Source organism: Massilia norwichensis (assembly GCF_024753245.1).
Taxonomy (GTDB): Bacteria; Pseudomonadota; Gammaproteobacteria; order Burkholderiales; family Burkholderiaceae_D; genus Telluria; species Telluria norwichensis.
In genome coordinates, this window is record NZ_JANUGX010000010.1 from 130,941 (window position 1) to 153,429 (window position 22,489).

At 68.8% G+C, this 22,489-nt stretch carries 17 protein-coding genes; 12 read left to right on the forward strand and 5 right to left on the reverse strand.

Going from position 1 to position 22,489, the window contains the following annotated elements; genetic code table 11:
• Positions 1 to 17 precede the first annotated feature (17 nt).
• The 4 genes from NX782_RS10710 to NX782_RS10725 all read left to right on the forward strand — a co-directional run bounded on the left by NX782_RS10710 (position 18) and on the right by NX782_RS10725 (position 6,791).
• Entirely contained in the window at positions 18 to 2,300 is a 2,283-nt protein-coding gene (locus tag NX782_RS10710; protein WP_258845434.1) for a heavy metal translocating P-type ATPase, read from the forward strand.
• 72 nt (positions 2,301 to 2,372) lie between these two features.
• Positions 2,373 to 4,181: a PHA/PHB synthase family protein gene (locus tag NX782_RS10715; RefSeq protein WP_258845435.1), complete on the forward strand. Its 1,809-nt coding sequence runs from the start codon at positions 2,373 to 2,375 to the stop codon at positions 4,179 to 4,181.
• 13 nt (positions 4,182 to 4,194) lie between these two features.
• Positions 4,195 to 5,601, forward strand: a complete 1,407-nt coding sequence (locus NX782_RS10720; protein WP_258845436.1) for a bifunctional enoyl-CoA hydratase/phosphate acetyltransferase — start codon at positions 4,195 to 4,197, stop codon at positions 5,599 to 5,601.
• Complete coding sequence (locus tag NX782_RS10725) at positions 5,598 to 6,791, forward strand: acetate/propionate family kinase (protein ID WP_258845437.1); 1,194 nt, start codon at positions 5,598 to 5,600, stop codon at positions 6,789 to 6,791. The genes NX782_RS10720 and NX782_RS10725 overlap by 4 nt, the downstream gene beginning before the upstream one ends.
• Here NX782_RS10725 and hemN read toward each other — a convergent pair.
• From hemN to NX782_RS10740, 3 genes are all read right to left on the reverse strand, one after another.
• On the reverse strand, positions 6,773 to 8,167 hold the full coding sequence (hemN, locus tag NX782_RS10730) for an oxygen-independent coproporphyrinogen III oxidase (RefSeq protein ID WP_258845438.1): 1,395 nt from the start codon (positions 8,165 to 8,167) through the stop codon (positions 6,773 to 6,775). The two genes, NX782_RS10725 and hemN, sit on opposite strands and share 19 nt — an antisense overlap.
• A 19-nt stretch (positions 8,168 to 8,186) precedes the next feature.
• Positions 8,187 to 9,374, reverse strand: a complete 1,188-nt coding sequence (locus NX782_RS10735) for an NnrS family protein (RefSeq protein WP_258845439.1) — start codon at positions 9,372 to 9,374, stop codon at positions 8,187 to 8,189.
• A gap of 94 nt (positions 9,375 to 9,468) precedes the next feature.
• On the reverse strand, positions 9,469 to 10,140 hold the full coding sequence (locus NX782_RS10740; RefSeq protein ID WP_258845440.1) for a Crp/Fnr family transcriptional regulator: 672 nt from the start codon (positions 10,138 to 10,140) through the stop codon (positions 9,469 to 9,471).
• Positions 10,141 to 10,297: 157 nt separating this feature from the next.
• On the opposite strand from NX782_RS10740, the gene NX782_RS10745 reads away from it, so the two are divergent.
• The 4 genes from NX782_RS10745 to NX782_RS10760 all read left to right on the forward strand — a co-directional run bounded on the left by NX782_RS10745 (position 10,298) and on the right by NX782_RS10760 (position 13,782).
• Entirely contained in the window at positions 10,298 to 10,714 is a 417-nt protein-coding gene (locus tag NX782_RS10745) for a ribonucleotide reductase subunit alpha (protein ID WP_258845441.1), read from the forward strand.
• A gap of 84 nt (positions 10,715 to 10,798) precedes the next feature.
• Complete coding sequence (locus NX782_RS10750; protein WP_258845442.1) at positions 10,799 to 13,291, forward strand: adenosylcobalamin-dependent ribonucleoside-diphosphate reductase; 2,493 nt, start codon at positions 10,799 to 10,801, stop codon at positions 13,289 to 13,291.
• A 31-nt stretch (positions 13,292 to 13,322) separates the two neighbouring features.
• Positions 13,323 to 13,571, forward strand: coding sequence for a heavy-metal-associated domain-containing protein (locus NX782_RS10755; RefSeq protein ID WP_258845443.1), 249 nt, complete (start codon positions 13,323 to 13,325; stop codon positions 13,569 to 13,571).
• Positions 13,564 to 13,782, forward strand: coding sequence for a hypothetical protein (locus NX782_RS10760; protein ID WP_258845444.1), 219 nt, complete (start codon positions 13,564 to 13,566; stop codon positions 13,780 to 13,782). Before NX782_RS10755 ends, NX782_RS10760 begins: the two co-directional genes overlap by 8 nt.
• Before the next feature lie 160 nt (positions 13,783 to 13,942).
• Here NX782_RS10760 and NX782_RS10765 read toward each other — a convergent pair whose 3' ends face one another.
• A complete protein-coding gene (locus NX782_RS10765; protein ID WP_258845445.1) occupies positions 13,943 to 15,520 on the reverse strand; it encodes a methyl-accepting chemotaxis protein in 1,578 nt (525 codons plus the stop codon).
• Between the two features lie 169 nt (positions 15,521 to 15,689).
• Between NX782_RS10765 and moaA the strand changes: the two genes are divergently transcribed.
• From moaA to NX782_RS10785, 4 genes are read left to right on the forward strand one after another with little or no spacing between them, the layout of a single operon-like run.
• Complete coding sequence (gene moaA / locus NX782_RS10770) at positions 15,690 to 16,664, forward strand: GTP 3',8-cyclase MoaA (RefSeq protein WP_258845446.1); 975 nt, start codon at positions 15,690 to 15,692, stop codon at positions 16,662 to 16,664.
• A 1-nt stretch (position 16,665) separates the two neighbouring features.
• Positions 16,666 to 17,313, forward strand: coding sequence for a carbonic anhydrase (locus tag NX782_RS10775; protein WP_258845447.1), 648 nt, complete (start codon positions 16,666 to 16,668; stop codon positions 17,311 to 17,313).
• Complete coding sequence (locus NX782_RS10780) at positions 17,310 to 19,277, forward strand: type IV pili methyl-accepting chemotaxis transducer N-terminal domain-containing protein (RefSeq protein ID WP_258845448.1); 1,968 nt, start codon at positions 17,310 to 17,312, stop codon at positions 19,275 to 19,277. The genes NX782_RS10775 and NX782_RS10780 overlap by 4 nt, the downstream gene beginning before the upstream one ends.
• A 17-nt stretch (positions 19,278 to 19,294) precedes the next feature.
• Positions 19,295 to 19,975 (forward strand): response regulator, encoded by a 681-nt coding sequence (locus tag NX782_RS10785; RefSeq protein WP_258845449.1) that lies wholly within the window; start codon positions 19,295 to 19,297, stop codon positions 19,973 to 19,975.
• Between the two features lie 36 nt (positions 19,976 to 20,011).
• Here NX782_RS10785 and NX782_RS10790 read toward each other — a convergent pair whose 3' ends face one another.
• A complete protein-coding gene (locus NX782_RS10790) occupies positions 20,012 to 22,339 on the reverse strand; it encodes a response regulator (RefSeq protein ID WP_258845450.1) in 2,328 nt (775 codons plus the stop codon).
• Positions 22,340 to 22,489 lie beyond the last annotated feature (150 nt).

Here is a 22,489-nt window from a genome sequence, read left to right on the forward strand (position 1 = left end):
ATCGGGAGAGAGGCTTCATGCCGAGGAAGAATTGCCCAAGCCTGTACCAGGCTGCGGCGTCCGCGGCCGCCCTGGCCGTCGGCGGCGCCTTGCAACTGCTCGGCATGCCGCACGCCGCCGCCTGGTGCTGGATCGCCGGCGCCGGCCTGGTGCTGGCGGCGGTGGTGCTGGACACCGCCGCCGCGCTGTGGCGCAGGCAGTTCGGCCTCGACCTGATTGCACTGGTGTCGATCGTCGGTGCGCTGGTTCTGGGCGAACACCTGACCGCGGCGGTCATCGCCCTGATGTTCGCCAGCGGCCGGGCGCTCGAGGCCTATGCGGAACAGCGTGCCGAGCAGGATATGTCGGCGCTGCTCGGCAAGGCCCCGCGCTCCGCCAACCGCTACGAGAAGGGCGCCATCGTGCAGGTGGCGTTGGACGCGGTCCGGCCGGGGGACAGGCTCGCGGTACGGCCCGGCGAGACGGTGCCGGTCGACGGCACCCTGGTCTGCGCCGCCATGGTCGACGAATCGAGCCTGACCGGGGAATCGGTGCCGGTCGCCTGCGGCGCGGGCGCGCCGGTGCGCAGCGGCACCGTCAATGCCGGCAATGCCTTCGACATGCTGGCCACCAGCAGCGCCAGCGACAGCACCTTCAGCGGCATCGTCCGCCTGGTACGGGAAGCCAGGGCTTCGAAGGCCCCGGCCGCGCGTCTGGCCGACCGCTACGCCCTGCTGTTCGTGCCGCTGGCCCTGGGGATGGCCGGCCTGGCCTGGCTGCTGAGCGGCGACCCGCACCGGGCGCTGGCCGTGGTGGTGGCGGCCACGCCCTGCCCGCTGATCCTGGCGGTGCCGGTCGCCATCGTCAGTGCGATGTCGCGCTGTGCCCGGCGCGGCGTGCTGGTCAAGCATGGCGGCGCGCTCGAAAAGATGGCGCAGGTCCAGACCCTGTTCTTCGACAAGACCGGCACGCTCACCAGCGGCCAGGCCAGGCTGACGGCGATCGCGACCGCGCCCTCGATCCAGCCTGCCGAAGCGCTCCGGCTGGCGGCCTCGCTGGAGCAGTTGTCCACCCACGCCATCGCGCAGGCGGTGGTCGCGGCGGCGCTCGAGCGCGGCCTGGCGCTGTCGCTGCCGCAGCAGGTCGAGGAGCAGCCCGGCGCCGGCCTGAGCGGCAAGGTCGACGGCAAGGCGGTACGGGTCGGCAGCTACGAAGCGATTGCCGGCCGGGCGCCGCCACCGGCCTGGGCCGCGGATATCGTGGCACGGGTCGGCGACGAAGGCGCGGCCGGCGTCTATACCGCGGCCGACCGCAGCTTCTACGCCGCGCTGCACATGGCGGACGAGATCCGCAAGGACACCCCGCGCGCCCTGCGGCTGCTACGGACCCTGGGTGTCGAACGGATCGTCATGCTGACCGGCGACCGGCGCGACGTCGCCAGCGCGATCGCCGGTTCGCTGGGCATCGATACGGTGCTGCCCGAGCAGACCCCGGCCGCGAAGCTGGCGGCGATTGCCGCCGCGCGCACGGATGGCGTCACGATGATGGTCGGCGACGGCATCAACGACGCCCCGGCCCTGGCCACGGCCGACGTCGGGGTCGCCATGGGCGCGCGCGGCGCCGCGGCGGCGGCGGAGTCGGCCCAGGTGGTGCTGCTGGTCGACCGCCTCGACCACCTGGCCTTCGCAGTGCGCATCGCCCGCCGCACCCGGGCCATCGCCTTGCAGAGCGTGATCGGCGGCATGGCCTTGTCGATCCTGGCCATGAGCGTGGCGGCCTGCGGCTATCTGCCGCCGGTGGCCGGCGCCGTGCTGCAGGAACTCATCGACGTCGCCGTGATCCTGAACGCGCTGCGGGTGCTGCGTCTCGAGCGGGCCAGGGCCGGATCCACGATCCGCGCCGACGAGGTCGCCAAGCTCAAGGGGGAGCACGCCCACCTGCTGCCCGTCATCGAGCAACTTGCCTCGCTGGCCGACCGGGCCGAAACACTGCCGGCGGCTGCCATCCAGGCCGAACTGGCATCGCTGAACGCCGCGCTGCGCAGCCGGCTGCTGCCGCACGAGGCGCACGACGATGCCGTGCTCTACCCGCAGCTTGCTCAACTCATCGGCGGCGAGGACCCGATGGCATCCATGAGCAGTACGCATCGCGAAATCTATCGCCTGAGCCGCAGCGTTGATCGCCTTGCCGCGACGATATCGAAGGGCGGCGCGACCGGTGCCTCGGTGCGCGAACTGCGCCGCACGCTGTATGCGCTGGACGCGATCCTGCGCCTGCATTTTGCCCAGGAAGAGGAGATCTACCACGGGCTTTCCTTCTGAAGCCTTATCAGAACACCCATGTTTTGATTTACATCAACGATTTGATCGACAACAAAACGTTAAGGTGGCCGAATGGACAAACCGACACTGCATTTCCCAGTCACGCTCGCGCCCGAGCCGCAGGATTTGCCGGCGGCCGCCCCGGCCGTCGGCGCCAGCGCCGACATCGAAACCCCGACCCGGACCGACCGCCTGCTGCATGCCGCGCTCGGGCGGCTGACCGCTGGCATCTCGCCAGCCGCGCTGGCGCTGGCCTGGACCGACTGGGCCCTGCATCTGGCGCAGTCGCCCGGCAAATGGGGCCGCCTGCTGGAGAAGGCGGTGCGCAAGAGCGGACGCTTCGCCGATTATGCGGCGCACGCCGTGGCCGGGTCGCCCGCGCCCTGCATCGCACCGCTGCCCCAGGACCACCGCTTCGACGGCGAGGCCTGGCAGCGCTGGCCCTTCAACGTGATCCAGCAGGGCTTCCTGCTCAACCAGCAGTGGTGGCACAACGCGACCACCGGGATCGGCGGAGTTTCGCCGCACCATGAACAAGTGGTGTCCTTCGCTGCGCGGCAATTCCTCGACATGCTCTCCCCCGTCAATTTCCTCGCGACGAACCCGGAAGTGCTGCAGGCCACGCGCGAGGAAAACGGCATGAACCTGGCCCGTGGCGCTGCCCACCTGCTTGAGGACTGGCAACGCATGCTGCTTGGCAAGCCGCCGGCCGGGACTGAAAATTTCGTTCCCGGCAAGAACGTCGCGGTCACGCCCGGCCAGGTGGTGCTGCGCAACAGGCTGGTCGAGCTGATCCAGTACGCGCCTGCTACCGCCGAGATCCACGCCGAACCGGTGCTGATCGTGCCGGCCTGGATCATGAAGTACTACATCCTCGATCTGTCGCCCCACAATTCGCTGGTCAACTACCTGGTCCAGCGCGGCCATACCGTGTTCATGATCTCCTGGCACAACCCGGTCGAAGCGGACCGCGACCTCGGCATGGACGACTACCTGCAGCAGGGCGTGCTGGCGGCGCTGGACGCGGTGGCGGCGATCGTTCCTGAGCGCCGCATCCACACCGCCGGCTACTGCCTGGGCGGCACCCTGCTCGCCATCGCCGCCGCCTGGCTGGCCGGGCAGCGCGACGCGCGCATCGCTTCGATGACCTTGCTGGCTGCCCAGACCGACTTCACGGAAGCGGGCGAACTGAACCTGTTCATCGACGACAGCGAGCTGGACTATCTCGATGCCATGATGTGGCGCCAGGGCTACCTGGAGACCCACCAGATGGCCGGCGCCTTCGAACTGCTGCGCTCGAATGACCTGGTGGGGTCGCGCGTGGTCAGCGCGTACCTGCTCGGCAAGCGCCAGCCGGTGAACGACCTGATGGCCTGGAACGCCGACGCCACGCGCATGCCCTACCGCATGCACAGCGAGTACCTGCGCCGGCTGTTCCTGAAAAACGAATTGTTCGAAGGGCGCTACCGGGTCGATGGGCGGCCGGTGGCGCTGACCGACATCCATGTCCCGATGTTCGTCGTCGCCACCGAGACCGACCACGTGGCGCCCTGGAAGTCGGTCTACAAGATCAGGCTGGTGGCCGATGCCGACCTCAGCTTCGTGCTCACCAGCGGCGGCCATAATGCTGGCATCGTCAGCGAGCCGGGCCACCCGAGGCGCCATTTCCGGCTCGGGCGCCAGGCCGACGGCGACATTTACCTGGCGCCGGACGACTGGGTCGCCGCCACGCCGCCGCAGGAAGGCTCGTGGTGGCCGGCCTGGGCCGACTGGCTCGAGGCCGCCGGCAGCAGGCGCGCCGCCCCGCCGGCGATGGGTGCGCCCGCGCGCGGCTACCCCGCCCTCGGCCCGGCACCCGGCAACTACGTGCTGGAGCGCTGAGCGAAAGAACCGAATGGACACCATACAGAACCGCACCTTTGACGAACTCCGGGTTGGCGACAGCGCCAGCCTGACCCGCACCCTCACCCGCGAAGACATCGAACTGTTCGCCGTCATGTCGGGCGACGTCAACCCCGCCCACCTCGACGACGAGTACGCCCGCAGCGACATGTTCCACAAGGTGATCGCGCACGGCATGTGGAGCGGCGCGCTGATCTCCACCGTGCTCGGCACCCAACTGCCCGGCCCGGGCACGATCTACCTTGGACAGTCGTTGCGCTTCCTGAAACCGGTCGGCCTGGGCGACAGCGTGACCGTGACCCTGAGCGTGGCCCGGCTCGATCCGGAACAACGCCGCGTCACCCTCGATTGCGTGGTGACCAACCAGGCGCACGAAGAGGTGGTGGCCGGCAGCGCCGACGTCATCGCGCCCGCCGAGAAGATCGTGCGCCCGCGCGTGGCGCTGCCCGAGGTGCGCCTGCGCGAGCGCGGCGGCCGCTACCGCGCCCTGCTGGCGGCGGCCCAGGACGCGCCGCGCATCCGCACCGCGGTGGTACACCCGGTCGATACCGTCTCGCTGCTGGGCGCCCTCGAAGCCGCGCGCCAGGACCTGATCGAGCCGGTGCTGGTCGGTCCGGAAGCGAAGATCAGGCGCGCCGCCCTCGAGGCCGGCGTCGACCTGGCGGGGATACGCATCGTGCCCACCGAGCACAGTCACGCAGCGGCCGAGGCCGCGGTGGCGCTGGCCCGGGCTGGCGAGGTCCAGGCCCTGATGAAAGGCGCGCTGCATACCGACGAATTGATGCATGCCGTGGTGGCCAAGGAAAGCGGCCTGCGCACCGCGCGCCGCGTCAGCCACGTGTTCGCGATGGACGTGCCGACCTACCCGCGCCCGCTGTTCATCACCGATGCCGCGATCAACGTCACCCCCACCCTCGAGGACAAGCGCGACATCGTCCAGAACGCGATCGACCTGGCGCACGCGCTGGGGATCGCCGCGCCGCGCGTGGCGATCCTGTCGGCGGTCGAGACGGTGTACCCGAAGATCGCCTCGACCATCGAAGCGGCGGCGCTGTGCAAGATGGCCGAGCGCGGCCAGATCGGCGGCGGCCTGGTGGATGGCCCGATGGCCTTCGACCTGGCGGTGTCAGGCGAGGCCGCGGCGACCAAGGGCTTCGTTTCGCCGGTGGCCGGCTGCGCCGACGTCCTGGTCGTGCCCGATCTCGAGGCCGGCAATATGCTCGCCAAGCAGCTCGAATACCTGGCCGAAGCCCAGGTGGCCGGGATCGTGCTCGGCGCACGCGTTCCCATCATCCTCACCAGCCGCGCCGACGGACCGCTGGCGCGGCTGGCCTCCTGTGCGCTGGCGGCACTGCTGGTGCGACATCAATCGGCTTCGGCCGGGAGCAGCATGCCATGAAAGCCTACGCCTGTTTCAATGCCGGCTCGTCCAGCATCAAGTTCGCCGTATTCCTTGAACGCGAGGGCCAACTGGTGCCCGCCAGTCACGGCAAGATCGACAACGGTGCCGCCACGCCGCGCCTGCAGGCCTGGTCGGCCGAGGGCGCGCTCATCGAGGACCGCTTGCTGGCCACGGACAATGCCTACGCGACCGAGATGGCCGCGGCGATCGACTGGATCGAAGCGCATCTGGCGCCGGCGCAGCTGGCCGGCGTCGGCCATCGCGTGGTACATGGAGGAAATGCGCATGCCGGTCCGGCGCTGGTGACACCCGTGCTGCTGCAGGAATTGGCCGAGCTGGCGCCGCTGGCGCCGCTGCACCAGCCGCACAACCTGGCCGCGATCCGGGCCATCGCGCGGCTGCATCCGGGCCTGCCGCAGGTTGCCTGCTTCGATACCGCCTTCCACCTCGGCGGTCCGCGCGTGCCGCGTTTGTACGCGCTGCCACGTGAATTCGCCGAGCAAGGGATGATGCGCTACGGCTTCCACGGCCTGTCCTACGAGCACCTGGCTGCCAAGCTGCCGGCGCTGGAGCCGCGCGCCGGCGGCCGGGTGGTCGCTGCTCACCTGGGCAGCGGCGCCAGCATGTGCGCCATGCTGGACGGGCGCAGCATCGCCAGCACGATGGGATTTTCGGCGCTCGACGGCTTGCCGATGGCAAGGCGCTGCGGCAGCATCGATGCCGGCCTGCTGCTCTACCTGCTGCAGGAAAAACACATGGCGCCGAAGGCGCTGGAACGGCTGCTGTACCAGGGTTCGGGCCTGTTCGGCCTGTCCGGCATCAGCGGCGACATGCGCACCCTGCTGGCCAGCGAGGATGCGGCGGCGCGCGAGGCGGTCGAGGTTTTCGTCTACCGCATCGGGCGCGAACTCGGCTCGCTGGCCGCGGCCCTGGGGGGTCTCGACGTGCTGGTCTTCACGGGCGGCATCGGCGAGCACGCGGCCGAGATCCGCGCGCGCGTCTGCGCCCAGGCGGCCTGGCTCGGCGTCAAGCTGGACCTCGAGGCCAACGCCGCCGGCGGCCCGCGTCTGCACGCGCCGGACAGCGCGGTCGCGGTCTGGGTGCTGCCGGCCGACGAGGAAGCGGTGATCGCGCGCCAGACGCGCGCGCTGGTGCAGCGTATGCCGGCTCAGATCGTCCGCGAGTAGCGCACCCGCTGCAGCGGCACCGCTTCCGGCATGCCGAAGTAGGCGTCGAACACCATGCAGATATTGCGGATCAAGAGCCGGCCCCTGGCGCTGACCTCGAGCCGGTCCGGCAGCAAGGCGAGCAGGCCTTCGGCGCCCAGCGCCGTCAGCTTTTCCAGCTCAGGCGCGAAATCGGCCGCGAAGTCGATCCCCCAGCTCGCCTCCAGGGCGTCGAAGTCGAGCGCAAAATTGCACATCAGCTGCTGGATGATGTCGCGCCGCACCAGGTCGTCGCGCGACAGGCACAGGCCGCGCGCCACCGGCAGCACGCCTTCGTCCAGGCGTGCGTAATAGGCTTCGAGCGTCTTCTCGTTCTGGCTGTAGGTGCCGTTCACGGCGCTGATCGCCGACACGCCGCAGGCGATGGTGTCGAGCGCGGCCCGGGTCGAGTAACCCTGGAAGTTGCGGTGCAGCGTGCCGTCGCGCTGGGCGCGCGCCAGTTCGTCGTCCGGCTTGGCGAAATGGTCCATGCCGATATAGACGTAGCCGGCCGCGCACAGGCGCTCGATGCACAGGCCGAGCATGGCCAGCTTGGTGGCGGGATCCGGCATGTCCTCGTCGCGGATCACCTTCTGCGCCTTGAACATCTGCGGCATGTGCGCGTAGTTGTAGACCGAGATCCGGTCCGGCAACAGCGCGACCACCTTGTCGAGCGTCTGCGCCATGCTGGCCACGCTCTGCAGCGGCAAGCCGTAGATCAGGTCGATGCTCACCGAGCGGAACCCGGCCGCGCGCGCGGTCGCGATGGCGTCGCCCGTCATCGCTTCCGGCTGGAGGCGGTTGACGGCGCGCTGCACGTCCTCGTCGAAGTCCTGCACGCCGAGGCTGAGGCGGTTGAAGCCCTGGCGCCGCAGCGAGCGGATGCGCTGCGCGTCGACGGTGCGCGGGTCGATCTCGATCGAATACTCGCCCTCTTCGTCATCGGCGAACGCGAAGCGGCTGCGCAGGTGGTCCATCAGGGCGCCCATCTGCGCGTCGCTCAGGTAGGTCGGCGTGCCGCCGCCGAAATGCAGCTGCTGCACCGGGCCGCAGGCCGCGAACAGGCTGGCCTGCATGTCGATCTCGCGCACCAGGTAGTCCAGGTATTTCGCAGCCTTGCTGCGGTCGTGGGTGATGATCTTGTTGCAGGCGCAGTAGTAGCACAGCGACTCGCAGAACGGCACGTGCACGTACAGCGACAGCGGCCGTCCCGGCGCGCCGCGCCAGGCCGCCGCCGCGAATTCGTTCGCGGCGAAACTGCCCGTGAAACGGTCGGCGGTCGGATACGAGGTGTAGCGCGGCCCGCGCTGGCTCATGCGAGCGATCAGTTCGGGGTCGAATTGGACGGTGGGTTGCATGGTAAATCCTGTGAATGAATCAGCCTTCGCGGCCATCGGGACGCGGCGCGACGAGGCGTGGCAGGTAGACGGCCAGGTAGGCCAGGAAGCAGCCGCTCCAGCACACGGTGGCAAGCACCAGCCAGGGCATGCGTGCGGCAGGTGCCAGCGCGGCCGCGAAACGGGCCAGCACGGCGCCCTGCGCCAGCACGTACATCAGGGTTTCGGCGCGGCCCGCCTTCAGAGGACGGCCGGTGTGGCCCAGCGCGGTGCGGGTGATCATGCCGATCACCAGGCCGGCGAGCGAGCCGACGGTCAGCAGGTGCAGCGCGGCGCTGGGCGTCACGATGCCGTACTGGGCCAGCGCCAGCGCCAGGAAGCCCAGCGGAATCCAGGCATACGACAGGTGGAGTATCCACAGCAGCGGGTTGCGCAAGGTGCGCCACGGCTTCCAGCCCGCCAGGCGCAGCGCCTGCGCCACGGCGGCGGCCATCGCCAGCGCCGCGGTGAACGGCGCCGCCAGGCCGGCCGTCCACGCCGCACCGGCCAGCACCGTCAGGAACAGCGCGGTCCTGTCGACGCGCGCGTCCTGCACCGGCCTGGTCCCGGGCGCGCCGTTCGCGGTAAACATCGGAATCACGCGTCCGCCGATCACGGCTTCGATGGCCACGATCAGGACGATGGCCGCGTGCACCGGCGCCAGCGGGTCGAGCGGCAGCCAGCCCAGCGTGGCGGCGTGGTACAGCAGGTTCGACAGCGCCAGCAGGCCGAGCAGCGCCACCAGGAACATGTTGCGGCGGTTGCCCGACTGCTTCAGCACCCGGTACAGCGGCAACGCCGCCAGCGGCAGGAAGATGGCATCGACGGCGGCAGCGGCCAGCGGCGGCGCGGCCAGCATGGCAGCGCGTCCGGCGAGCCAGACCCCGGCGATCGCCGCCAGGCGCCAGCCGCGCGGGGTCCACAATCTGGTCCAGTTGTAGCCGGCGGTGTACAGGAAGCCGACGATGACGGCGACCGCGAAGCCGTACACCATCTCGTGCATGTGCCACAGCATGTCGACGCGGGCCGGCACCGGCCAGCCGGCCTGCGCCGCCACCCACAGCGGCACGCTGACAGCGGCGAAGGCTGCGGCCAGCAGGTAGAAGGGACGAAAGCCAAGCGCGAACAGCGCCGGCCTGGCGCCGGGCGCCGGCGCGCGGGGCGCCTCTTCGATGGACATCAGCGACATGTGGACTCTCCCTGGAGCGGCATATGGGACGCATCTTAGTTGCGCCCGGCCACGGCCACAATCCGCCAAAGGAACTAGCCCGCCTGCGGCCTGCTCAGCCCTGGTAGCTGCGCAGCCCGCCGGCGTCGAGGATGTCGATCGCGCGCCCCTCGACCCGGATCAGCTGCCGTGCCGAGAGCGCGTGCAGCACCCGAGAGAAGTACTCCGGCGTGATGTTCAGGCGGGAAGCGATCGCGCGCTTGCTGACCGACAGCGTCAGCCGGTCGCCGCTCTCCGGCCCATCCTTGAGCAGGTAGCCGACCACGCGCTGGCCGCCGGTATGCAGGGTATAGGCTTCGACGTCGGCGATCAGGCCGTGCATGCGGCGGCTGATACCGGCCAGCATGCGCCGTGCCAGCACCGGGTGGCGGTCGAGCTCTTCGAACAGCCCCTTCTTGCCGACGTGGAGCAGCATGCAGTCTTCGAGCGCGGTGGCGGTGACCACGTAGGGCTTTTCCATGAACATCACCGCCTCGCCGAAGCTCTGTCCCGGCCCGAGGATCTCGACGATCTTTTCCTGCCCCTGGGCCGACACGAAGCCCAGCTTGACCTGGCCGTACACCACCGAATGGAAGCCGTGACAGGGGTCGCCGCGCTCGAAGACGGTGCGCCCGCGCGGCACGTGCACTTCGCTGGCCCCCGCGGCGATCGCGCCCAGCTCCTCGTCGCCCAGGCTTGAGAACAGCGGCATTTGGCGCAGGAATCTGCGCGGGTCGATGGCGTGCATGGGTGTCCTTTCGATGTAAGCCCATGCATTGTCCGCCTGCCAGGTCCGTCACGGGATAGGCCGGAAGAACTAGGCCGCTTACGCCGTCGTGCAGACAGGCAAGCGCAGCCCTGCTCTCTAGAATGGCAAGACTCACCTTCACGCTTACTCCGCACACATGCAGACCACCACCACCCTCTCCAGCTTCGACGACTTCCTTGCGGCCGCGCGCGCCCAGCCGGAATCCCAGCGCCTCCTGTTCGTGTTCGGCGTCGCCGAACTTCCCCAAACTCACAGCCCGGGCCAGGAAAAACGCTTCCGCGAAGGTCGGGGCGGCGCGCTGTCGCCGGTGATGTGCGTCGACAAGGCGATTACGGAGCTGGCCGATTTTTCCGCGCTCGCACAGGAATCGCAGAGCACCGGCCAGCCCTGGGACGTGGTGTTCGCCGCCGCGCTGGCCGGCCCCTCCGGGCGCGAGCCGTCGGACGCGGAGGTCGAACAGGCACTGCGTTCGATGATCGGCGCCGTGCACCGCAGCGCGGTCGAGCGCTTCATCGCCTTCGACCGCGACGGTCATGCGCTGCATTTTTCCTGAACCTTAAACCGGTTCAAGGACGGCCGGTGAGCGGTTGCCTATAGTCCTGTCACAGCAGACCCACGACATCCCGAAAGCCAATCAATGAACGCGCACGAAAAACACTTCGGCAGCCATCTGCCGGCACAGGAAGTCTCCCTCGACGTCCTGCGCGAAAAATACGCCAGGGGCGACGAGACCAGCATCGGCCAGGTCCGTGCCCGCGTGGCGCACGCCCTCGCCGCCCACGAGGCGGAGCCGCTGCGCCTCGACATGGAGCAGCGCTTCCTGTGGGCCCAGGATCACGGCTTCGTGGCGGCCGGCCGCATCAACTCGGCCGCCGGCCTGGGCATCAAGGCGACCCTGATGAACTGCTTCGTGCAGCCGGTCGGCGACGCCATCAGCGGCTACCATGACGGCCTGTCCGGCATCTACACCGCAGTGGCCGAAGCCGCCGAGACGATGCGGCGCGGCGGCGGCGTCGGCTACGACTTCAGCCCCATCCGCCCGGCCGGCAGCCTGGTCCGGGGTACGCAGTCGCGCGCCTCCGGCCCGGTCTCGTACATGGAAGTGTTCGACGCCTCCTGCCGCACGGTGGAATCGGCCGGCGCCAGGCGTGGCGCGCAGATGGGCGTGCTGCGCATCGACCATCCGGACATCGAGCGCTTCATCGCCGCCAAGGACGGCGGCGCCTTCAGCAACTTCAACCTGTCGGTCGGCGTGACCGATGCCTTCATGGACGCGGTGGTTGCGGACGCCGAGGTCGAACTCGCGCACCCGGCCGAGCCTTCGGCCGAGGACCGGGCCGCCGGCGCCTGCCGGCGCGAGGACGGCTGGTGGATCTACCGCCGGGTCGCGGCGCGCGCGCTGTGGGACAAGGTGATGCGCTCGACCTACGACCACGCCGAACCGGGCGTACTGTTCATCGACCGCATCAACGCCGAGAACAACCTGTATTACTGCGAGCGCCTGGCCGCCACCAACCCCTGCGGCGAACAGCCGCTGCCGCCCTACGGCTGCTGCGACCTCGGTTCGCTCGACCTGACCCGCTTCGTGCGCGATCCCTTCACCGCCGATGCCTGCTTCGACTTCGCGACCTTCCGCGAAGTTGCCGCCATCGGCGTGCGCATGCTCGACCTGGCGCTCGACGCCACCGAGTGGCCGCTGCCGCAGCAGGCCGCCGAAGGCCGGGACAAGCGCCGCGTCGGCCTCGGCTTCCTGGGCCTGGGCAGCGCGCTGGTGATGCTGGGCCTGCGCTACGACGCCGACGAAGGGCGTGCGCTGGCCACGCGTATCGCTCGCGAACTGCGCGACAGCGCCTACGCCGCATCGGTGGACCTGGCCAGGGAAAAAGGGCCATTCCCGCTGTTCGATGCCGAGGCTTACCTGGCCGGCCGGTTCGTACAGCGCCTGCCGGACGAACTGCGCGCGTCAATCGCGCGCGACGGCATCCGCAACTCGCATCTGTTGTCGATTGCGCCCACCGGCACGATCTCGCTGGCCTTTGCCGACAATGCCTCGAACGGCATCGAGCCGCCCTTTTCCTGGACCTACCAGCGCAAGAAGCGCATGCCGGACGACAGCACCCGCGTCTACGAAGTGGCCGACCATGCCTGGCGCCTGTACCGCCACCTGGGCCACGAAGCCGGCGACGAGGCGGCGCTGCCGCCGCAGTTCGTCACCGCCCTGCAGATGCCGGCGCAGGACCACCTGCGCATGATGGAGGCGGTCCAGCCTTACGTGGACACGGCGATCTCGAAGACCGTCAACGTGGCGGCCGATTATCCCTACGAGGACTTCAAGGACCTCTACCTCGACGCCTGGCGCGCCGGCCTGAAGGGGCTGGCGACCTACCGTCCGAACAGCGTCACCGGCAGCGTGCTGAGCGTCGCTCCCGAGCCGGCGCCGGCACTGGCGCCTGCCGCCGACCTCAATCCCCTGCACCGGCGCTTCGACAGCCGGCCGCTGGGCGAACTCGACTCGGTCACCTCGAAAGTCGAATACGGCACCCAGGAGGGCAAGAAGGCGCTGTACCTGACGGTCAGCTTCCTCCGCGTGCAGGGCACGCTGGACGGCCGCCCGGTCGAGATCGAGCGCCCCTTCGAATTCTTCATGCCGGCCAACCAGCGCAGCGAGGGCCACCAGTGGATCACCTCGACCATGCGCCTGCTGTCGCTGGCCGCGCGCGCCGGCAGTTCGATCGCCAAGGCGCTGGCGGACATGCGTGAAGTGGTCTGGGAAAAAGGTCCGGTGCGCTGCGGCCACCTGACCCGCGCCGACGGCGTGCAGGTGCCGGTCCACCACGATTCGGAAGTCGCGGCGATCGCCTTCATGCTGCAGCGGATGCTGATCGCACGCGGCTTCCTCGACGCCTACGGCAACCAGGTCCCGGTCGCGCAGCTCGACCGCGAACTGGCGGCCCGCGGCGGCGGCGGCGCGCGCGAGTTCCGCCCGAGCACGCCAACCTCAGCGTCGCCATCCGCGCCGGCGCAGCGTCCCCTCGGACGCCCCTGCCCGGAATGCGGCGCGCGCGCCCTGTCCAGAGTCGACGGCTGCACCCGCTGCGCCGAATGCCATTACATCGGGGCCTGCGGCTGAGCAGCCCCGCCCTTCAAGGAAAGGAAACATCATGCAACAACGCTTCCAATTGTCGACGCCGCTCGCCTTTGCGGATGTCGAGCGCATCACCAACTGCCTGGCCATCCTGCCCGGCGTGCACGGTCTCGACATGGCGCCCGGCAGCCGCCAGATCGAGGTGGCCTTCGACGAACGCCAGACCTCGGCGCAGGCCATCGTCGATGCCGCCTCCCAGGCTGGCTACAGCGACCTGCGCAACGCGCCCGCCGGCGGCTGCTGCGGAGGCTGCTGTGGTGGCTAAGGCAGGCATGGCCGCGGCGTCGCGCGCACGCCGCGATATCCGCGACGCGGTCCGGCTGGCGATCCCGATGGGGGTCACGCTGGTCCTGTTCTACGCCGGCGAACTGGGCCTGATCCCATCCTCCGGACCGCTGGCCTGGACGGCTGCCTTGTGCGCGGCGCTGGTCATGGCAAGCGCGCTGGTCGGCCTCGGCAGCGGCAAATCACGATGATGATGATGGTGAACGGGCGGGGTGTCCGCCTGTTCGCCAGTCGCGCAAGACATCGATCCAAGGGCGAAAATAAACGGATTCACGCATAAGCTGAATCCGTTTTTTATTGCCCTTTGCAAGCGCCCACGATCTTCCCCGAGCGCCTCCTGAAACACGCTGGTCAGCTCAACTGGAGCGCCAGAGGCCGCACCTTCTCCTCGATCTTGAACATCCGGATCGTCTCGTTCAGCGTGGCAGCCTGGTCCTGCAGGGATTGCGCCGCGGCGGCGGCCTGTTCGACCAGGGCGGCATTCTGGTGGGTGGCGCCATCCATCTGGCCAACGGCAATGTTCACCTGTTCGATGCCGGCGCGCTGCTCGTCGCTGGCGGCGGTGATCTCGGCCATGATGGCGGCCACTTCGCGTACGCCGGCCAGCACCTGCTGCATGGTGTCGCCAGCCTGCCCGGCAAGCCGCGCGCCATCGCCGATCTTGGCCGTGGAATCGACGATCAGGGCCTTGATTTCCCTGGCCGCGACCGCCGAGCGCTGGGCCAGCGAGCGCACTTCGCTGGCGACCACGGCAAATCCCTTGCCCTGCTCGCCGGCACGCGCCGCCTCGACCGCCGCATTGAGTGCCAGGATGTTGGTCTGGAAGGCGATGCCGTCGATGATCGCGATGATGTCTTCGATGCGGCGCGCGCTGTCGCTGATGGCGGTCATGGTCAGTGCCACCTTCGCTACCGCGGCGCTGCCCTCGGCGGTGGTGGTCGAAGCGCTGCCGGCAAGCGCGTTTGCGCGCTGGGCGTTGGCGGCGTTCTGCTGCACCGCGCCGGTCAGTTCCTCCATCGACGAAGCGCTCTGCTGCAGCGCGCTGGCCTGCATTTCGGTGCGGGCTGCCAGGTCGAGGTTGCCGCTGGCGATCTGGGTGGAGGCGCTGGCGATGGTTTCGGTGCCCTGGCGTACCTGCCTGACCATATTGCCAAGATTTTCATTCATGACCGCCAGGGCGCGCAGCAGCTCGCCCAGCTCGTCCTTTGCGGACGACTGGATACGGCCGCTCAGGTCGCCGTCCGCCACGCGTTGTGCCAGCGCCACGGCCGCGCGCAGAGGATGGACGATCGAGCGCGCAAGCGTCGCCGTGAACAGGGTGCCGATGACCAGCGCGGCCGTGCCGAGCGCCAGCATGATCTTGCTGCCACCGGCGATTTCATTCTGCACGTCCTGGCCGGCGCTAGCGGCGCGGCGCTTCTGCAAAGCGCTCATGTCGCGCACGCTTTCCTGCAGCACGTCCAGGTGGCGCATGGTCTCGCCCAGCACCAGGGTGCGGGCCTGCTCGGTCTTGCCCGACTCGATCAATTGGTTAACCTGGGTGAAGGAGTCGACATAGGCGCGGCGGCGCTCGGTGAGCTGCGCCAGCAGGGCGCGCTCGTCCGGCGCACTGGCGCGGTCTTGCAGCAGGGCCAGCGCTTTGCCGATTTCCGCCTTGTTGGCGTCGATCTTCTCGCGGATGCCGTCGCGGTAGGCGCGGTCCGGCGCCAAGAACAATTCGAAGGTACGGCGCGCGTTGGCGCGGGTCATGGTATCGATCGTGTTCGCGGCCTCGGCCTTGACCCAGTCTTCGCCGACCAGCCGGCCGGTCGAACCGCCCACGGTCTGGAAGCCCCTGAGTCCGGTGGCGACGATCAGGGCGAGGAGCAGGAGCACGAAGCCGAAACCCACGCCGAGGCGGGTTCCTATCTTGAAATTCTGGAGTGTCATGATGTTAATTCGTAGCGTGGCGAAGTTGCCGCATAGAAACAAGCTTAGCGCCGCTGCGCCCCGCCCCGGAATACGCCGAAGTGACTAGTCGGCGTCATCCCTCATGCCGACTGTCAAGGGCGCGGCCCTCCCCTAGAATGTCAGCCATTCACCACCATTGGAGCACCGCATGCTGCGCGACCGCTTTGGACGATCGATCGAATATTTGCGCCTGTCGGTGACCGACCGCTGCGACCTGCGTTGCACGTATTGCATTCCGACCGGCTTCAGGGGTTTCGAGGAACCCGAACACTGGCTGCGCTTCGACGAGATCGAGCGCCTGGTCGGCGCCTTCGCCCGCCTCGGCACCCGCCGGGTGCGCCTGACCGGCGGCGAGCCGCTGTTGCGCCGCAACGTCAGCGCGCTGGCCGGGCGCCTCGCGGCCATCGACGGCATCGACGACCTGTCGATGTCGACCAACGCCACCCAACTGGGCCGCCACGCGCAGGCGCTGCGCCAGGCCGGCGTCGGCCGCATCAACGTCAGCCTCGATACGCTGGACCGCGCCTGCATGCAGAGCATCACGGGGCGCGACAGCTACCGCCAGATCATGGACGGCATCATGGCCGGCAAGGACGCCGGCTTCGAGCCGATCAAGATCAACATGGTCGCCATGCGCGGCGTGAACGACGGCGAGATCGAACAGATGGCCGCCTTCTGCATCGCCAACGGCTTCGTGCTGCGCCTGATCGAGGTGATGCCGATGGGCGACACCGGGCGCAATACCGCTTACCTCGACCTGGGTCCGGTGCGGGCGCGCCTGACGGAACGCTTCGACCTGGTGCCGCAGGCGGCCGAGCTCGGCGGCGGCCCCGCGCGCTACCTCGCCACCCGCGACGGCCGCAGCAGCATCGGCTTCATCACGCCGATGTCGCAGCACTTCTGCGCCACCTGCAACCGGGTGCGCCTGGCGGTCGACGGCACCCTCTACCTGTGCCTCGGCCAGGAAGAGAAATTCGAATTCCGCCCGCTGCTGCGCGGCGGCGCCAGCGACGCCGAGCTGGAAGCGGCGATTCGCGCGGCGATCGAACTCAAGCCCCACCAGCACGACTTCACGGCGCGGCCGGAAAAGATCGTGCGTTTCATGGCCCAGACCGGAGGTTGACATGCAGGATATCGAACGTTTCATTCGCGGCTTCGGCCGCTTCCAGCAGCAATACCTGCGCGAACCCTCGGCGCGCGACAGCCTGCGCAGCGGCCAGCACCCGGCCACCCTGGTGATCGGGTGCTGCGACTCGCGGGTCGACCCGGCCCTGCTGACCGGCTGTGACCCGGGCGACATCTTCGTGGTGCGCAATATCGCCAATCTGGTGCCGCCCTGCACGCCGGAGGCGCCGCCCGGGGTCAGCTCCGCGATCGAGTTCGCCGTCTGCGGCCTCGAGGTGGCGCGCATCGTGGTGCTCGGCCACGCCCGCTGCGGCGGCATCCGCGCCCTGATGCAGGGCGCCCGCGTGACCGACGAGACCGATTTCGTCGCGCGCTGGATGGAGATCGCCGCGCCGGTGCGCGAGGAAGTGCTGCGCGCGCTGCCGCACAAGCACGAAGAAGGCCGCTGCCGCGCCGCCGAGCAGGCCAGCATCCTGCATTCGCTGGACAACCTGATGAGCTACCCCTGGATCCGGCGCCGCGTCGACGAGGGCAAGCTGGCCCTGCACGGCTGGTACTTCGACATCGACACCGGCTCTCTGCTGGCCTACTCGCCGCGCAAACAGGAGTTCCTGAACCTGGTGCAGCCGCTGGAAGCCGCCGCATGAACGCCACCGCCGGCACCGTGCCCGCCTATCCGCCGATTCCCGGCCACCTGCGCCTCTCCTCTCGCATCGCCGGGGCGCTGGTCGGTTTCCTGCTGCTGGCGCTGGCCGCCATCGGCGCCACCCTGTGGCTGTCCTGGCAGCTCGAAGGCGCCGGCGCCGCGATCAACGAGACCGGCAGCCTGCGCAAACAGGAATACCGTCTCGCCATGCTGCTGGGACGCGAAGTCCACACACCGGGCGCCGGCTTCGACGGCGCCGCGCGCGCCCAGGTCGCGGCGATCGACGCCACGCTGGCGCTGGTGGCCCAGGGCGATCCGCAGCGCCCGCTCGGACTGCCGCCCACCGCCGCGATCCGCGACAGCTTCGACACCATGTCCGCCCAATGGCAGCGCGAGGTACGCCCGCTGGCCCTGCACGTACTCGAGGCGCGCGGCGAGCAGCGCGTGCTGGTGCTGCGCCACTTCCTGGGCGTGCTCGATCCCTACGTCGACCGCATCGACGGCGTCGTGCGCCTGATCGAAAGCGACAACGAGGTGCGCACCTTCTGGCTGCGTTCCTCGCAACTGGCGCTGATGGCGCTCGCCATGGGCGGCACCGTCGCCCTGGTGTACCTGATGTTCAGCCTGATCGTGCGTCCGGTCGAACGCCTGCACGCCGGCATGCGCAGCATGGCCGACACCGACTTCGGCGTGCGCCTCGAGGTCGACAGCAAGGACGAATTCGGGCAACTTGCCACCGGCTTCAACCAGATGGCGGACCGGCTCGAACGGCTGTACGGCAGCCTCGAGGAAAAAGTGCGCGACAAGACCGCCGCACTGGAACACAAGAACCGCGAACTGGCGCTGCTCTACGACAGCGCCGCCTTCCTGCAGGCGCGCCAGACGCTGGAGCCGATGTGCGAAGGCTTCCTCGACCGCATCCTGCGCTACTTCGGCGCGGATGGCGGCTCGGTGCGCCTGACCGAGCCGGCCGGCGAGAAAGTGCACCTGGTGGTCCAGCGCGGGCTGCCCGAAGAGATGGTGCAGGCCGAGCACTGCATGCCGCTCGGCGACTGCTTGTGCGGCGAGGCGGCGCTGGTGCAGCAGCCGGCGGTGCACTGGCTGCAGCCAACGACGGACGCCGCCGATGCCAGCCCTTGCGTGCGCAGCGGCTTCGGCACCGTGGCGGTCTTCCAGATCTTTGCCCAGGACCAGCACCTCGGGGTCTTCAGCCTGCACCTGCGCAGCAAGCGCCACTTCGACGAGCGCGAACAGGCGCTGCTGGAAACCCTCGGCCGCCTGCTCGGCACGGCGATCGAGAACATGCGCCTGGCCGCGCGCGAGCGCGAGATGGCGATTTCCGAGGAACGCAACATGGTCGCCCGCGGCCTGCACGACAGCATCGCCCAGGGCCTGAATTTCCTCAATTTGCAGGTACAGATGCTGGACGACTCGCTGCGCCAAGGCCAGCAGCAAGAGGCCGCCGACATCGTCCCCGCCCTGCGCGCCGGGGTCAAGGAAAGCTACGAGGACGTGCGCGAGCTCTTGCAGAACTTCCGCAGCCGCCTGGAGGAAGACGACCTCAACAGTGCGCTGCGCAAGGCGGTGCGCAAGTTCCGCGACCAGACCGGGATCGAGGCCTGCTTCCAGGCCGAGGGCACCGGCAAGCTGCCATTCTCGCGTGAAGAGCAACTGCAGATTCTGTTCATCGTTCAGGAAGCATTGTCGAACATCCGCAAGCACGCCCAGGCCGACAGCGTGAGCGTACGTGTGAGCGAGGAGCAAGACTTTTCGCTGTCGATCAGCGATAATGGCGTCGGCTTCGACGCTTTTGTCGAGTCCGGCATAGAAGACCGCCGGGTCGGCCTGCACATCATGCAGGAGCGGGCCGCGCATATCAATGCCGAGCTGGCGATCGAATCGCGGCCCGGACTAGGTACCACGATCCGCCTGCACGTTGCCCACGGCCAGCGACGGGCGGTTTGAGCACAATGGAGTAATGCATGGAGGCACCAACCGACACGATCAGTGTCCTGCTCGTCGACGACCACACCTTGTTTCGCAGTGGCGTGCGCTCGCTGTTACAACGCAACCCGCGCTTCACCGTGGTCGGCGAGGCGTCCGACGGCGTGGACGGCGTCAAGCGCGCACTGCAGTTGCGGCCCGACGTCATCCTGCTCGACCTGCACATGCCCGGCATGACCGGCGTGGAAGCGCTGCAGGTGATCCTGCAGGGCTGGCCGGAAGCCGCGGTCATCATGCTGACCGTGTCCGAAGAAGGTGAAGACCTCGCCACTGCGCTGCAGGCCGGCGCGCGCGGCTACCTGATCAAGAACATCGATGCCGACTACCTGATCCGCGCCGTCGAGCGCGCCGCCGCCGGCGAGTCGGTGCTGGCCGAATCGATGGCCGCCAAACTGGTCGCCCAGCTGCAAAAGCAGCGCGAACCGAAACCGGCCGCGCCGCCATCCGAACTGGACAAGCTGACCCCGCGCGAGCGCGAGATCCTGGCCTGCCTGGCGCGCGGCGAAAGCAACAAGCTGATCGCGCGCGTGCTCGACCTGGCCGAAAGCACGGTCAAGATCCACGTCCAGAACATCCTCAAGAAGCTGGGCCTGTCGAGCCGGGTCCAAGCCGCGGTGTTCGCAGTCGAACAAGGCCTGAACGGCAGCACCGAACGGTAGGGTGGGCACTCGGTGCCCACGCCGGCCGCGCCCACCCTACGTTACAAGCGCCAGCAATACCGTGCTGGCTTCCTCATAAGCCCGCGTCAGATCCGCCAGCTGTTCCTGCGCGCCCTCGAAATTCTGCGCCTTGCCCAGCAGTTCGAGGTTGGTGCACGGCAGCCGCATGCGGTTGGCGCCGACGAAGTCGATGCTCGAGCGCAGATAATGCGCGGTCGAGGCCAATAGCTGGCCGTCGTGCTCGCGCACCGCGTGGTCCAGCTTGTGCAGCAGATGCGGCACCTCGCCGACGAAGGATGCGATCACCTCGTTCAGCAGCGATGCCTCGTCGTCGATCGCGCGCAACTGCTCGATGCGGGCCGGATCGATCGCCACATCGTCGCGCCGGCGTGCCGCCACCCGCTCGATCGCGGTGGCCAGTGCCTTGTCCAGCACCTCCAGCTCGATCGGTTTCGGCACGTAGTCGTTCATGCCGGCATTCAGGCAGCGTTCGCGGTCGCCCGGCATCGCATTCGCGGTCATGGCGATGATCCACGGTGCGTTGGCGCCGCGGAAGCGCTGGCGCAGGCGGCGCGTGGCTTCCAGGCCGTCCATCTCCGGCATCTGCATGTCCATCAGGATGATCTGGTATTCCTGGCGCTCGAGCGCCTCGACCGCTTCCAGCCCGTTCGCGACCACGTCGGCGCGGTAGCCGAGGTGGCGCAGCAGCTGCCGGATCACCTTCTGGTTGATCGTGTTGTCTTCGGCGACCAGGATCGCGACCGGGTTGGCCGCCGCGGCCGGTGCCGGCGCCGGCGCCGGCCGCGCGACGGCGGGCCGCTCGCCCAGCACTTGCTGCAAGGCCTCGAGCAGGGCCGCCGGCTTGATCGGCTTGTTCAGCCAGGCCGAGAACGCGCCCATGCCGTCGGCCTCGCCGGCGGCGCGCTGGCGCTGGCCCACCGAGGTCAGCAGCACCAGCGGCAGCGCGGCGCGGTTGCGGTGCTTGCGCAGCTCGGCCGCCAGGCGCGCGCCGTCCATGTCCGGCATCTGCATGTCGAGCACGGCAACATCGAAGGGGTGGCCGTCGCGCACCAGGTCGATCGCCTCGATCGCCGAGGCCGAGGCCAGCGGTTCCATTCCCCACAGCAAGGCCTGCTTCATCAGGATGCGGCGGTTGGTGGCATTGTCGTCGACGATCAGGATGCGCCGGCCGCGCACCACCGCCGCGCGCTCGCGCAGCACGTTCTCGGCCAGCTGCTCGTCGAAGGCATCGGCCTGCACGGTGAGCGTGAAGGTCGAGCCGCGCCCGACTTCGCTCTCGACCGTCAGGCTGCCGCCCATCATCTCGGCCAGGCGCCGGCTGATGGTCAGGCCCAGGCCGGTGCCGCCATACTTGCGGGTGGTCGAGGCGTCGACCTGGGTGAAGGACGAGAACACGTCGTCCAGCCGGTGCGGCGGGATGCCGATGCCGGTGTCGCGCACCGCGAAGGCCAGCAGGTAGCCGCCGCCGTCCTGCGGCGTGGCTGAGACCGTGACCACGACCTCGCCGTGGTGGGTGAACTTGATCGCGTTCGACAGCAGGTTGACCAGCACCTGGCGCAGGCGCGTAGCGTCGGCCAGGATCGTGGCCGGCACCCCGGGATCGATCATGTAGGCCAGGTCCAGGCTCTTTTCGCTGGCGCTCGGCACCAGCAGATCGAGCGCCTCCTCGACGCAGCGGCGCAGCTCGAAGGCATGGCGTTCGAGGTCCAGGCGCCCCACTTCGAGCTTGGAATAATCGAGCAGGTCGTTGATGATCGCCAGCAGCGACTCGCCGCTGGCGCGGATGGTTTCCGTATAGTCGCGTTGCTCGTCGTCGATGGCGGTGTGCAGCAGCAGGCTGGTCATGCCGATCACCGCGTTCAGCGGCGTGCGGATCTCGTGGCTCATGTTGGCTAAAAACATGCTCTTGGCCTGCATCGCCGCTTCGGCCTTTTCCTTGGCCAGCTCGAGTTCACGCTCGTAGGCCTTGCGCTCCGAAATGTCCTGCAGGATCGCAGTCAGGATCAGCCGCCCGCCGGCCGAGGACTTCGAGATCGTCGCCTCGGCCGGGAATTCGGTGCCGTCGCGTCGCAGCGCATAGATGGTGCCGCGCTCGCCCATGCGCCTGGCGGTGCGGTCGCCGTGCTCGAAGCCGGCCACGCGCTCGGCGTGCCCTGGCCGGAAACGTTCCGGCAGCAGCAGCGCCAGATCGCGCCCGGTCACCTCCTCGGCAGTCCAGCCAAACACCCGTTCTGCCCCCTGGTTGAAGAAGATGATGCGGTGCCGCTCGTCGGTACAGACGATCGCGTTCTCGGCGATGTCGATGATGCTGCCCAGCTGTTCCGGGCTCAGGGGGTGGTGCATGCGGTCGGATCCGTGCGGTGAAAAGTGCCGTCATCCTACGCCATTGTGACTAGCCCGGCTAGCCCATCCGGTTGCCGTGCCTAGGTCTATTGCCTCCTGTTAAACACCCCTCCGGCCAATAGTTGGACGAGCGGCCCATGCGTAAGCTTG